The following is a 13,052-nucleotide window of genomic DNA, read 5'->3' as shown; positions in this document are numbered from 1 at the left end:
CAACGGCAAGGAATTCACCGGCAAGGCCATGCTGACCTGGGCACACCGCAACGGCGTGCTGCTGCGCCTGATCGAGCCGGGCAAGCCCAACCAGAACGCCTACATCGAATCGTTCAACGGCCGTCTGCGCGACGAATGCCTCAACGAGCACTGGTTTACCAGCCTGTCGCACGCATGTGCCGTGATCCGGGCCTGGACGCAGGAATACAACGAAGAAAGACCGAAGAAGAAGCTTGGCGGGCTGACGCCAGCCGCCTACGCCAAGACACTCATCGTCAAGGCAGCTACCATCAACCCCGGACTCTAAATGCAACCGCTACTCAAATCGGGGGGACGTCGGGTCTTACACAATACTGCGACCCTTGAGTCCAATAACGGCGTTTGCCATATCGATCTCGACAAAAAAAATGCGAATGGGCAATGCGACATCGAAACGCATCGCCGCGCGGCACCGACGGGGCGTCGAGGCGGACCGTTGCCAGAAGCGCCGCCAAGTCTCGGTGCGGGCCCAATAACCACAGGCGTCGTATCTCAGAGTACCGGGGAAAAAAGGTCGGTGGCGGGATTGGTCTGCGAGGTTTTCAAGTCTCAAACGACGGAAACCTGTTTTGTCTTGGGGGGGTCTTTTCTTCCGATACCGGTGGCGCCAGGGCGGTACGCGTCCCTCGCTCTGGATGCTGTCGCGCCGCTTGTCTGGCGTTGGGCTACAGAAGCAAAGCTGGATACAAAAGTCGACGAGCGTGTCTTCACGCCCCATCTGACGGGCGGATTCAAAATATCCAGAGACGGAGACAATTGAATGCCCCTGCGCTCCGGTCAGAAGGGGCAGGCACTGACGGAGTTTTTGCTGTCCGCCGCCGGACTGCTCTCCCTGTTTTCACTCCTGCCCATGATCGGCAAATACCAGGACATCCGGCATGCCGTTCAGATGGCCAGCCGATATGTAGCTTTTGACGCAACGACGCATAACGGCAGCGTCGGACAGTTGAAGGCTGCAGGCCAGTTGCAAATGGAAGTGGCCAGGCGATATTTCAGCAACGCCGATGCCCCGATAAAGACCGGTGACAAGGCCGGCGACTTTGCTGCGAACCGAAAAGCACTCTGGAACGGCCCTGACGGCGCATCGCTGCTGGCCAAAGTCGATACCGATGTCAAAGTGCGATTCGGGCCGAATGATGCGCCAGATCCATTGCAGGGATTCTCGGATGCTTCAGACGGCGGCGCATTTCTGCTGCACCAGCGACTGTCATTGAAGGCCCGTGGCCTCTACACCGGAGGTGTGTCGGTCAGTCTGGCAAACCTTCCAGCGGGTATCGAGATTTACGAACCATTTGATCAGCTGGATCTCCAGATGACGCGACGAACCGCAGTTCTGATCGATCAATGGGCGGGAGACGGTCCGGGGAGTGTTCAAAGTCACCTGGATGATCCAATCGTGAATGCAGGCCTGCTTTTGAAGCCGATACGCCCGGTCGTCGCGGTCGCGGTGAAGGCGGCAGAACTACCCCCATGGGGAAAAGTTCCACCGCCGAAGCTCGGCGAGCTGGATTTCTGGCAGGACACGGTTCCCCATGACCGGCTTACTCCATGAAGGGTCGACACAGTCCTGACATCAAGCTGCTGCCGATGCTGGGCGTCGTGCTGGTGTTGACGTGTGCATCGCAAGTCTGGGCGATAACCCCCGGGGATCAGCTGCCCCGCTCGGCGCATGTCTTTGAGCTCGGCGAAAACATGTCGATCAATGGGCAGGCCATACGCGCCGCCGGCTTTGTCTCGCCCCAGGGACCGGAAGAGCTTGGCGTCTGGCTGCGCCACCAGTCACCCGGGGGTTACTCCGAAAGCCGTATCGGCGAACGATACATCTTGAGCAAAGTGAGCGGCACCTTGCTGACCACCATCGAGATCGAACCGACTCCAGAGGGTAGCGCCGGCCTCATCGCACTCAGTGATCTGCGACAGCAGAGCGACAAGACGAGTGAGCTGAGCCGTGGGGAAGTCCGCGTCCTGAACAGGCTGACTTCGGATTCCCGGCTGCTAAGCCTGACCAGCAGCCAGGATCGCGTGGTGGTATCGCATCAGCTGGTGATCACCAATGGGAAAACGATGGCTGCAAACCGGCAGCAGTTGATCGAAGTCATGGGCGCCATAGAGATGAAGCTTGAGCGCGAAACAGGCCGGGATGGAAGCACTGCTGCGCTCGGCGGAAGTGTTTTGCAGTTTGTCGGCGCCGGCGGCGAGGCGACGGCAGTCATCGACGCCAGGATGCGTGGATTGACGTCGATCGTTCTCAATATCGAGAGGATCAAGAGGCGGGGCATGTGATGGTGCAGTTTTCCAAAAAAAGCAATGGACAGTCGGCCATAGAGTACGCGGTGGTCTGTGCGGCGCTGAGCTTTGCTTTGCTCGTCCCAGTCACTGATCCCGTCAGTCCGGACAAGCCGCGGACGGCTGCGGAAATCCTGATCGACGGATTCAAGCTGGCCTATCAGAAATTCAGTCACGCGCTGTCGTTGCCGTAATCAGGGAGTAAACGAGGTGCTGGAAAGAGTGCCCAAGCTCGGTAGAACGGGAATCGTGCTGATTGTCGCGCTGGGAGTCGGTGTGCTTTCAGCGCTCAGCGCACGGTATTACTTTAAGGCTCGGATTGCTGCCATCGACGCGGAGGCCAATCAGAGAGTGGTGTCTGTAGTCGTTGCCAAGACCGCACTGCACAAGGGCGATGTGTTGTCACGAAAAACGCTGGCTGTGCGATCCATTCCACGGCAATACGCACACCTCACAGCTGTGTCGCCCGATGAATTTCAGCACATCGATGGCGAGCGAATCGCATATGACCTGGAAGCTGGAGAGGCAGTCCTGTGGGGGCTTCTGGAATCCAAGCGTGCGCCGACCTTCTCGGCACGAATTGCTGAAGGGCGACGCGCGGTTACGGTGCCCGTCGATGAAATCAATTCAATATCTGGTCTTCTGGAGCCGGGTGACACAATCGATCTCATCGTTTCCTTTGAGCAGCAGGGAAAGGTCCGCGCCGTGCCGCTGCTGCAGGGCGTAAAGGTCATGGCGACCGGACAAAGATCGGTTGACGATCCGAAGACCGGTGAGGCACGGGAGTACGAGACAGTGACGCTCGACACGACGCCCGAGGAGGCGCGCGCGGTGATTCTCGCCAGGGAAGGAGGGCACATCACAGCACTGCTACGCAATCCCGATGATGTGCCAGGCCCATCATCGTCAAGCGATTTGAATGCCTGGCTGTATGGCAAGCCGGCAGCTGCGGGCCGAAGCAACAGCGTTCCAGTCCTGTACGGCGGCGGCGCCAGCCTTTCGTCCAGCGCACTCAACGCTGGCGTTCCCGATGCTTCGGAAAAAGGCGCATCGCATCCTGAGGCGGCGAAGCCGTGAACAATCTGGGTCGCGTCAGGAAACTCCCTTGGCGGCGCTTGCTGGCCTTGCTTCTGGCCGTGGCCTTGCGTAGCCAGCCTGCACTATCTGCTGTCCAGGACGAGGACGCATCGGCAGGACGGCCTGTGAGCACATGGGGCGGCAGCGCGAGTGCTGCTGTGTCCCCGGGCGATTCTCGGGATATGGCCGAGCTGCAGATGTTTGTCGGCGAGTCGCGGGTGTTCCCAGCGCCGGGGGTCGCAAGAATCGCGGTCGGCAGTGGCGCCATCCTGACTGCGGCCGCGATGGATGGAAAAGATGTCATTCTTTTTGCCAACGCAACGGGAAGCACAACCTTGTTCATCTGGTCGGAGAACCGCATCAGTCAGAAAGTCAAGGTGACCGTGACAGCGGGGGACATCACGCGTGTTGCGCGGGATATCTCGGCGTTTGTTTCAGGCATGCCGAAGGTGCGTACCTCGATCATCGGCGACAAGGTCATTATCGAAGGCGACGATCTTCCCGATGTTGACCTGTCGAAGATCGACGCGCTGGCAAAGATGTATCCGCAGGTTGTGAACTTCACCAACAAGCTGGGTTGGGAGCAGATGGTACTGCTCGACGTCAAGGTCGTGGAATTTCCCGTCAACAAGCTGCGGGAAATCGGCATGAAATGGAGTTCAACGGGAGGAGCGGCGGTTGCCGGGATATGGTCTCCCTTCAGGCGGGGGCACGACGGCCCGTATCAGATCAACATTCCGGCAGGAGAAGCGGGCGCGCCGGTCTCCAGCCCGGAAGGTAGCGGCCTGCCTGTCATCCTTACTGATCGGCTCAATATCCTGTCCGGCATCAACCTCGGCATTCAGGTGGAACTGAATCTGCTGGCGCAGGAAGGTCAGGCAAGCATTCTGTCCGAACCACAGTTGTCCGCGCGCAACGGCTCAGAAGCTACGTTCCTGGCCGGCGGTGAGCTTCCGTATACGGTGTCTACGATCAACGGACCCACCGTGCTCTTCAAGCCTTATGGTATCCGCCTCGCCATCGTGCCAAGGGTAAGCCCGAGCGGCAGCATCCGCGCCACCATCGATAGCGAGGTCAGCTCCATCGACAACTCGATCTCCACGAGTTCGGGGCCAGCGCTTCTAACGCGACAGACCAAGACCGAATTTAACGTTCTGAATGGCGAGACCATTGTTCTATCGGGTCTGATCTCCCGGGAGCAAAACAAGGATGTCGATAAGCTACCACTGCTTGGGGATCTGCCCGTCATCGGCGCGCTGTTTCGGTCAAAGCGATTCCAGAACAAGGAGACCGAACTGGTCGTTTTCGTGACGCCGTATCTGATCGACAGTAAGACGCCGGAGTTGGTTGATCGAGTTCAGCGCACCGAAGAGCGATTGACTCGCCGGCTCGGCCCTCCTCCGCACCTCTCGGACCCCTTGCAAACGCAAAAAGCTGTGATGGGTGAAGGTCAGCCGCAGAAGGCTGAAGCGACGGAGGTCCAGCTTGAGGCAGAGCAGAATCAGCAAGCGCAGAAAGGCAGTGCTGAGCGTGAAAGCCCGCCTATTGCAGCTGTTCCGCCTGAGCCACGCGTCAGCTACCGGGTTCTGGAGAGTGGCCTGCTGCTTCATGAAGCGGCGCATGTTGATGCGCCGATATCCAGGTTTCTCAAAAAAGGAACACGCCTTACAGCCATCGAAGGGGATGAGCACGGCGGATGGCTGCGGGTAACTGTGGTCGAAAGCGGCAGCTCTTTGAGCGGCTGGGTAGACCGGCGCTGGGTATCCAGGATAGACGAGGACCTCGCCCATGATTGAAGTGGAAGTGACCGAGTCCTCCGGACGCCGATCACAAGTCCAGGTGCCGGATGATTGCACGATCGGCAAAGGGGGGCGGAGCCATATCAGACTGGAGAGCTGGCGCGTTGCCAAGGAACATGCACGCCTGTTGCGAACGCCAGCTGGCATTGTGCTGGGCAGTCTAGCTAGCGTGACGGTCAACGACATAAAGGTCGATGGCCAGTACGGCCCGCTGCAGGACAAGGACATCATCGGTATCGCCTCTTACCGGATTCGCATCCTGGCGTCCGGTGACAGTGGCGCTGCTCCTGGAGTGCCGACATCTGCCGCTGATATCGGCATCGAGGATGACCAGTCATCATTGGCGGAGCCGACATCCAGCGATACCGGCCTTGAGAATGAACCCGAGTTGCCCGCTCTGCGCGCACTCGAATTCGAATGGCGGCGCCGGCTGCACGGTAAATTGCTGGAGGCCCTGGATCTGCGCCGGCACGACGTGCGCGGCATGAGTGATGAGCATCTTCGACAGCAGGCCGAGATACTGCTCAAGGAGATCATCGGTTATATCGATGACGAAGTTCCGAAGCTTCTGAACCGTGATGTGCTCTGCCGGCAGGTGATCAACGAGGCCATCGGCCTGGGGCCACTCGAAGAGCTGCTGGGCGACGAGACTGTCACGGAGATCATGGTCAATCGATATGACCAGATCTACGTCGAAAGAAATGGCCGGCTGCAGCGCTATCCCATGATGTTCACCGGAGAGGCAGCGGTGATGGGCGTGATCGAGCGGATTGTGGCGCCTCTGGGGCGGCGCATCGATGAGTCCTCGCCCATGGTGGATGCGCGACTCAAGGACGGTTCGCGCGTCAACGCCATCATTCCGCCATTGGCATTGAAGGGATCCACTCTCACGATCAGAAAGTTTGCCAAGCGAAAGCTGGAAGCAGCCGATCTGGTCCGCTTTGGTTCGCTGAGTACGGCCATGGCCGAGTTTCTCAAGATTTGTGTGCAGTGCCGCAAGAACATTGTCGTATCCGGTGGCACGGGATCCGGAAAGACCACGCTTCTGAACATTCTGTCGAACTTCATTCCCTCAGCAGAGCGCGTGATTACCGTGGAGGACGCTGCGGAACTGAAGCTGCACCATGAGCATCTAGTAAGTCTGGAGGCCAGACCGGCCAATGTCGAGGGCAAGGGTGGGGTTCTGATCCGCGATCTGGTGCGCAACACGCTTCGCATGAGGCCGGACCGGATTGTTATCGGCGAATGCCGAGGTGCCGAGGCGCTCGACATGCTGCAGGCGATGAATACCGGCCACGATGGGTCGCTGACCACATTGCACGCCAACAGCCCACGCGATGCCCTGGCGCGCCTGGAGACCATGGTACTGATGGCGGGGATGGATCTGCCGCTGTCTGCGATTCGCGAGCAGGTGTCGGGTGCCGTGGACATCATCGTCCAGCAGACGCGATATACCTGCGGAACCCGACTCGTCACGCACATCGTCGAAGTGACGGGAATGGAAAGTGGCAGAGTGCAGCTACAAGACCTTTTCCGCTTCGTTGCCGAAGGGTATGGAGGGCAGGACGGCCGGATCCAGGGAGCGTTCACGGGCTGTGATCTGGTGCCAAGCTTCTATGAAGAGCTGCGCGCCGCCGGCCAGCCCTTGGACCTCGGCATTTTCAAACCCGGCGCTGTAACCTCACGCGAGGCGAGGCAATGAGCGCTTCCGATCAGCTTGGCATGCTGCTGCCGTGGGCCATTGCCCTGTCGGCCGCCTTGCTGACCTGGGTGCTGGTGGAAGCCTGCGTCGCGGCCCTTGCCCGCTATCGAGCGAGCTTCACGAACCGCACCCGCTTCCAGCTTCGCGAGTTTTTTCTCTTCATCGATCCCCGCAAACTGTTTGTCGCCAACATCGCGGCGATCTTCCTGACCGGAGTTCTCACCTGGATCGCCAGTGGCAATATTCCGCTGGCGATGTTCAGCGCGGCGGCGGTGACCATGGCGCCGAGACTGATTTATGCCTGGACGCGTCAACGACGTTTACGACGCTTTGAAGAACAGTTGCCGGACGCCCTGATGATGATATCGGGTGGACTCAAGGCGGGGCTCGGGCTGTCGTCAGCGTTGCAGCAGCTGGTCGCGGAGGGCCAGCCGCCGCTCACCCAGGAATTTTCCCTGCTTCTGCGCGAGCAGCGCGTCGGGCTCACGCTCGATCAGGCGTTGGAGAATCTGACGCAGCGGGTTCCCATTCAGACCACTTTGCTGGTGGTGTCTGCCATGAAGATCGCCAGCGAAACCGGCGGTGGCCTGGCGGAGACTCTGGAGCGGACCTCGCACACCTTGCGCAGTCGATTGCAGATGGAAGGAAAAATCCGGGCTCTAACCGCGCAGGGGAAGTTGCAGGGCTGGGTGGTTGGCCTGCTGCCGCTGTCCTTGCTGGTCATTCTGGATCGCATGGAGCCGGACACGATGCAGGTGCTCTGGCACAGCTACATGGGCTGGGGCGCATTGGCGGTGGTGGCGGTATTGGAAGTGCTCGGCATTTACATGATCCGCAAGATCGTCAACATCGACGTGTAGGCATTCGCCATGACTCTGCTCTCTTCGGTCAATGTCGCCGCGCTGCTGTTTTCTTCCACCGCCGGCCTGTCGGCGGCGCTGATCGCCTGGGTGATCAGCCGCGCGGTGGTGGCCGTCCCTGGCGAGAATCGCAGCTACAAGGATGCACCGCCGGTGGGCTTTCGCCTGCTGTGGCGCCCCATACGATGGACCAGTCACTATCTGGAGCCCTATCTGCCGCAGAAGATGCGCAATCGTCTGGTGGTCAGATTGCGCCAAGCCGGCATGGAGTACAGCCTCAGCCCGGCCGAGTTTGTTGCGGGCCGCCTGTTATTCGCGGCTGTCTTGAGCGCCGGCGCCACGGTGGTGCTGCCTACGTTTGAGTTGGCCTGGGGTACGACTTTGCAGTTGACGCTGTTCTTCGCCCTCTGCGGGTGGGCTTATCCTGCCATTTGGCTGCGTGACCGCATCGCCTTGCGTCGCCGTGAGCTGCTCAAGGTTCTTCCTTTCTTTCTGGACCTCATCACCTTGTGCATGGAGGCAGGGCTGAACCTGCAGGGCGCGATGCAGCAGGCCGTGGCCAAAGGCCCCGAGTCCGCGCTTCGCGACGAGTTTCAACGGGTGCTTCGCGATATACGCGCCGGAAAGCCGCGAGCGGAAAGCTTGCGGGCATTGGCGGAGCGTCTGGATGAGCCGAGTGTCACCACATTTGTTTCAGCGGTGATCCAGGCCGAGAACATGGGAATGAATCTGGCGCCTGTGCTTCGTGCCCAGGCCGATCAGCGCCGCTCCGAGCGGTTCCAGAGAGCGGAGAAGCAAGCCATGGAGGCGCCGGTCAAGATGCTGTTTCCGCTGATTGCCTTCATCTTTCCCTGCACCTTCATCATCCTGCTGTTTCCCATCGGCATGCAGCTGATGGAAGCGGGCTTCTGATGATTGCCGGGAAGCTGCTGACGCGGACTACCGCCCATGCAATACGCGTCCGCGTAGCTGACAATTTCGTCAAGCGTCTCTGTGGACTGATGCTGCGTGGCCCAATGGACGCGGATGAGGCACTCCTGTTATTGCGCTGCAGCAGCATTCATACCGCCTGGATGCGCTATCCCATTGATCTTTTGTACCTGAATGCTGACGGAGAGGTGTTGCGCAGCTCGCCACAGCTTCGTCCCTGGCGGATTGGCATCGCCCCCGCCGGAACAGTGCATGTTCTGGAAATGCCTGCGGGGAGCATCGAAAGGCTGGGCTTGGCGCAGGGAAGCCGCCTGGAGCATCCGGCTCTCGTTGAAGGACTGGCTACGTGACGCTCGCCCGCCATCAGCGCGGCTCGGCGCTTCTAGAGTTCGCCGTCGTCGGGCCGATGATCACCCTGCTTGGCTTGGCGGTGGTGCAGTACGCGATGCTGTTCTTCGCCAAGAATCAAATCAATCACGCCTCCTTCATGGCCGCCAGAGCCGGAGCAGTGGCCAATGCCAGCCTCGACGGCGTGCGCAGCGCCTATATAAGGGCGCTGATCCCTCTCTACGGCGGCGGTCTTGATGCGACGGAACTAGCACAAGCCGCAGCGCGTGCTACTGCTGACGTCGCCGCCTACAGCCGGATCGAACTTCTGAATCCGACGAAGGAAAGCTTCGACGACTGGAACGATCCCGCGCTGCAGAAAACGATTGGCAAGGGGAAGCGCGTCATACCGAATCGCAGCCTAGCTTTCAAAGACTTCAGCAAGATTGGCGCGAAGTCCGGGCAGAACATTGGGGATGCGAACCTGATCAAACTGCGAATCACGCAGGGCTACCAACCCAAGGTGCCGCTGATGGCCGGTATCTATGCCAAATATCTGCAGTGGCTGGATCCGCACACGGACACCTTCCATACCACACTGGTGCAGGCCGGACGAATTCCGGTAGTGACCGATGTGACGCTGCACATGCAGAGCGATGCCATCGAGTCGGACAACCCGGTATCGAGTCCCGGCCCTGGCAACAACGGGCATCCCAGCGATCCTGGCGACCCGCCGGTCGCCACCGGCCCCGAGCCTGAGTGCGAAACGATTGGCTGCACGGTAGACGAATCTGATCCCGGCCCATCCTCATGCGATCCTGCGACCGACCCTAATGGCTGTCGCCCGGCTGGATGTTCGCAAGGCGATTCGAGTTGCGATCCCGCGTGTGGCGTCAACTACTGCTGCCTGAACTGACGATGCCCTCGCGCCTGCTCCTGCTGCTGGCTGTAGCGTGCTTCTCGTCAACGGTCTGGGCGCAGCAGAAGTGCGGCCCTGACGACTCCGGTCCGCCGTCGTGCGAAGCGTCGGGCCCTGCGAGCCAAAGCGATCCGAAAGCGAATGCCGGTGCGGGCAATCCTGTCAACCTGATCAGCGGCAACAAATACCAGAGGGAAGTGGACCTGCCGGCGCTGCCCGGGGTGCTGGGCCTGGAGATCGTGCGGCACTACAACAGCGCGCTGGCGGGCGAGCGCAGTCCGAGCGGTGTGCTGGGCCGTGGCTGGCGGCTGAGCTACGAAACCGAGCTGCATGCTTTCTCGCACTCGATCCAGATTCTGCAAGCGGACGGTCGGCACCTGCAGTTCAGCCGCGATCCGCAGCAACCCAATCTCTGCGCCAGCCCCGATCCGGCGCAAGGCACCGTGCGGATCAAAACCACCGCGCAAGGCGAGGAATACACCTGGCACTGGCCGGACGGCCGGCAACTGCACTTTGACCGCCAGGGCCGGCTAGAGGAAATCCGTGCCCCGACCGGCGAAGCGTTGAGCCTGCTCTACGCCCCGGACGGCAAGCTGCTGCGCATCACCGACCCGCAAGGACGGCAACTGCGGCTGGAATACCTGGATCGGCAAGCCGCCGCCCGAAACGAGCGCTTCCGCGGCGTGCAGGCGATTGACTCGCCCGTGGGCCGCTTCGTCTACCACCACGACGACACTCGGTCACGCCAGACGCTGGCCAACCTGACGGCGGTAGATTATCCGAGCATGGGCGAAGCCAAGTCTGGCCGGGTCTACCACTACGAAGCCCCCCGCTTTGCCGCTTACCTGACGGGCATTTCCGTCACCGATGGCAGCAAGGCACCGACACGTCTTTCACACTACGGCTACGACGACAATGGCCTGGCCATCAGCAGCGAGCACGGACCGCAGAGCGTCCGCCTGGATCGCCATCCGGGAACCGTGCGCATCACCGACGACGCAGGCCGGCAAACCCATTTCGACTACGCCGTGGTGGCGGGCCAATACCGCATCCTGGAAGTGCGCGGTGCCGGCTGTCCGGGCTGCGGACCGGCGCAGCGCCGCTACGGCTACGACCCACTGGGCCGCCGGCAGACGCAGACCCGGCTGGACGATCAAGGCCAGGCGCAGGAAACGATCAAGACCACACGCGACCCCCAAGGGCGCATCCGGACCATCGAACGCATCGCCTATCTCAAAGGCAAGGCACAACCGGCGCAGCGGCTGGCCGAATACCGCTACCAGGGCGAACCGCTGCAAACCCTCACCATCACCCGGCCCAGTGTCGTAGCGGGGCGGCAGATGCTGACGCAGCTTTCCTACGACGACCACGGGCAGGTGACTGCAATCGAGCAAAGCGGCTGGTCGCCGTCGCCGGCAGGTCAGCCGCAGCGTATCGAGCGCAGCACCCGATATCGCTATGCTGACATCGGCGGCCGCAGCCGGCTGAGCGAAATTGACGGTCCTTTAGCCAATGGACCCAAGAACGATCCAAGCGATTCCGACATCACGCAATATCACTACGGCACGAAAGGTCGCGTCGCAACGATCGTCTATCCCGGCTGGCGAGAGCTACAGATCGACAATGAAGAGAACGGCCGGCCGCGCGCCAGAATCGTGCGCTTCGAAGGCATCGAGCAATCGATAGCGCTGGGCTACGATGCCATGGACCGGCTGACGCGATTCACTGGCCCGGACGGCAACGCCATCGCGCTTTCATATGATGCAGCCGGCATTCTCAAACCCGTGTCGTTGCCGGACGGCCGGATACTGAGTCTCGTGAGCGCTGAAAAGCTCAGGCCCTTAATGCTGGATGAGCAATCAGGGTTCACGCTGGGTGGAGCGGGATCGGTGGCACAGGAAGCGGTCGTCCGCTTTGAAGCCAACGGCAAAACCGCCGAACGACTGATTGACGATTTCGGTCGCGTGGTGGCGATCCACAACCCGGGCCAGAACTGGCAGACAGCGCAGTACGACACGGCTGATCGTCTCATCCAGATCATCGACCCGCGTGGTGCCGAAGCGCGCGCGCACTATGACTTGGCCAACCGCCTGCAGCAGGTCGAACGCCTTGCGCCCGGCGCCTCGGAGCCGGAATCCATCATCACGCTGGCGTGGAGCGGGCCACGCAAGACCGCAGACACGATCACCGACGTGGATGGGCGACGCACGACGCGCTACCTGCATGACGCGCGCGGGCGGATCGCGTCCGTCACGCTGAGCATCGAGCCCGCTGGCGCAAAGCCGATCACGCTGACACAGCGCTTCGAGCATGACGCCGAAGGTCGCCTTCTGCTCCAGACCTTGCCTTCCGGGCAACGCTTGCACTACGCATACGGCGAACGCGGCCAAATCACGATCACTGCCGAGACCGGACCGCAGTGGCTGATGGACTGGCTGCCCGAGCGCTGGCGGCCGGGTGTCACGCTCGCCGAGCGTCCGCCGTCGTCGGACGTCAGGGCGGATGCCGGTATCCTCTCCGAGCTGCCAGCCGAGGCGATCGAGCCGGGTCTCTCGGAACATGCACCGGGCGAAGCCTTCGACGCTGCGGGTTATCCTGGCAGGCTGACCACCTCACAGGGGGAGCTTCGTCTTATCTGGAATGCAGCTGGTCAGCTTGTGGAGGTCACCAATGCGCGCGGGCGGCGAGTGGCACGTTATGCCTACGATGCCCAAGGCCGGCGTGTCTCGAAGGTCACAAACCAGGGCACGGTTTACTTTTTCCATGACGGCACCCGGTTGACCGCAGTTGCTGACGGTCAAGGCGCCATCAAAAGCGAATACGCCTATCAGGGACTGCGGCCCGTGGCCTGGCTCAAGCCGGATGCGAGGACGCGCTGGTATCAGATGGCCACGCTCTATCGCCTGCAAACGGACCATCGCGGGGCCCTTGTGGCCGTGCAATCCGAAACCGGGGAAGCCCTGTGGACGGCCGAACTGGATGCCTGGGGCCGGCTGCGGAATCCTGCCGACACCAGGTTTGATCCCAAGCTGCGCTTGGTTGCCCAATACGCCGACGACGAAACAGGCCTGTTCTATCATCTGGCGCGCTACTACGATCCCGCGCAGGGACGC

12 protein-coding genes are annotated in these 13,052 nt (G+C 61.1%); all 12 read left to right on the top strand.

Annotated elements, in window-relative coordinates:
* On the top strand, nucleotides 1-307 hold a 307-nt coding region (locus BMY12_RS19750), incomplete at its 5' end, for an integrase core domain-containing protein (RefSeq protein ID WP_143069027.1).
* Nucleotides 308-799: 492 nt separating this feature from the next.
* On the top strand, nucleotides 800-1,591 hold the full coding sequence (locus tag BMY12_RS19745; RefSeq protein ID WP_093289733.1) for a hypothetical protein: 792 nt from the start codon (nucleotides 800-802) through the stop codon (nucleotides 1,589-1,591).
* Nucleotides 1,588-2,322 (top strand): hypothetical protein, encoded by a 735-nt coding sequence (locus BMY12_RS19740; RefSeq protein ID WP_143069026.1) that lies wholly within the window; start codon nucleotides 1,588-1,590, stop codon nucleotides 2,320-2,322. The genes BMY12_RS19745 and BMY12_RS19740 overlap by 4 nt, the downstream gene beginning before the upstream one ends.
* Entirely contained in the window at nucleotides 2,322-2,519 is a 198-nt protein-coding gene (locus BMY12_RS19735; RefSeq protein ID WP_093289730.1) for a hypothetical protein, read from the top strand. Before BMY12_RS19740 ends, BMY12_RS19735 begins: the two co-directional genes overlap by 1 nt.
* Before the next feature lie 55 nt (nucleotides 2,520-2,574).
* Nucleotides 2,575-3,402: a Flp pilus assembly protein CpaB gene (gene cpaB / locus BMY12_RS19730; protein ID WP_218140278.1), complete on the top strand. Its 828-nt coding sequence runs from the start codon at nucleotides 2,575-2,577 to the stop codon at nucleotides 3,400-3,402.
* Nucleotides 3,403-3,584: 182 nt separating this feature from the next.
* A complete protein-coding gene (locus BMY12_RS19725; protein ID WP_093289727.1) occupies nucleotides 3,585-5,198 on the top strand; it encodes a secretin GspD/PilQ domain-containing protein in 1,614 nt (537 codons plus the stop codon).
* Nucleotides 5,191-6,903 (top strand): TadA family conjugal transfer-associated ATPase, encoded by a 1,713-nt coding sequence (locus tag BMY12_RS19720; RefSeq protein ID WP_093289726.1) that lies wholly within the window; start codon nucleotides 5,191-5,193, stop codon nucleotides 6,901-6,903. Before BMY12_RS19725 ends, BMY12_RS19720 begins: the two co-directional genes overlap by 8 nt.
* A complete protein-coding gene (locus tag BMY12_RS19715; protein ID WP_093289724.1) occupies nucleotides 6,900-7,763 on the top strand; it encodes a type II secretion system F family protein in 864 nt (287 codons plus the stop codon). The genes BMY12_RS19720 and BMY12_RS19715 overlap by 4 nt, the downstream gene beginning before the upstream one ends.
* Before the next feature lie 9 nt (nucleotides 7,764-7,772).
* Complete coding sequence (locus BMY12_RS19710) at nucleotides 7,773-8,675, top strand: type II secretion system F family protein (protein ID WP_093289723.1); 903 nt, start codon at nucleotides 7,773-7,775, stop codon at nucleotides 8,673-8,675.
* Entirely contained in the window at nucleotides 8,675-9,043 is a 369-nt protein-coding gene (locus tag BMY12_RS19705; RefSeq protein ID WP_093289721.1) for a DUF192 domain-containing protein, read from the top strand. The genes BMY12_RS19710 and BMY12_RS19705 overlap by 1 nt, the downstream gene beginning before the upstream one ends.
* Nucleotides 9,040-9,936, top strand: coding sequence for a TadE/TadG family type IV pilus assembly protein (locus tag BMY12_RS19700; RefSeq protein ID WP_093289720.1), 897 nt, complete (start codon nucleotides 9,040-9,042; stop codon nucleotides 9,934-9,936). Before BMY12_RS19705 ends, BMY12_RS19700 begins: the two co-directional genes overlap by 4 nt.
* 2 nt (nucleotides 9,937-9,938) lie before the next feature.
* The coding region (locus tag BMY12_RS19695) for a DUF6531 domain-containing protein (protein WP_177189092.1) at nucleotides 9,939-13,052 on the top strand (3,114 nt) is incomplete at its 3' end.

This window comes from Solimonas aquatica (assembly GCF_900111015.1).
GTDB classification, from domain to species: domain Bacteria; phylum Pseudomonadota; class Gammaproteobacteria; order Nevskiales; family Nevskiaceae; genus Solimonas; species Solimonas aquatica.
Note: the sequence above shows the minus strand (reverse complement) of the source record. Positions and strands in the feature narration are given on the sequence as shown.

Bases quoted from the DNA above. Each gene is read 5' to 3' on its own strand.
- BMY12_RS19745 (WP_093289733.1), top strand. From the start codon at position 800: ATGCCCCTGCGCTCCGGTCAGAAGGGGCAGGCACTGACGGAGTTTTTG.
- BMY12_RS19740 (WP_143069026.1), top strand. From the start codon at position 1,588: ATGAAGGGTCGACACAGTCCTGACATCAAGCTGCTGCCGATGCTGGGC.
- BMY12_RS19735 (WP_093289730.1), top strand. From the start codon at position 2,322: ATGGTGCAGTTTTCCAAAAAAAGCAATGGACAGTCGGCCATAGAGTAC.
- BMY12_RS19725 (WP_093289727.1), top strand. From the start codon at position 3,585: ATGGCCGAGCTGCAGATGTTTGTCGGCGAGTCGCGGGTGTTCCCAGCG.
- BMY12_RS19720 (WP_093289726.1), top strand. From the start codon at position 5,191: ATGATTGAAGTGGAAGTGACCGAGTCCTCCGGACGCCGATCACAAGTC.
- BMY12_RS19715 (WP_093289724.1), top strand. From the start codon at position 6,900: ATGAGCGCTTCCGATCAGCTTGGCATGCTGCTGCCGTGGGCCATTGCC.
- BMY12_RS19710 (WP_093289723.1), top strand. From the start codon at position 7,773: ATGACTCTGCTCTCTTCGGTCAATGTCGCCGCGCTGCTGTTTTCTTCC.
- BMY12_RS19705 (WP_093289721.1), top strand. From the start codon at position 8,675: ATGATTGCCGGGAAGCTGCTGACGCGGACTACCGCCCATGCAATACGC.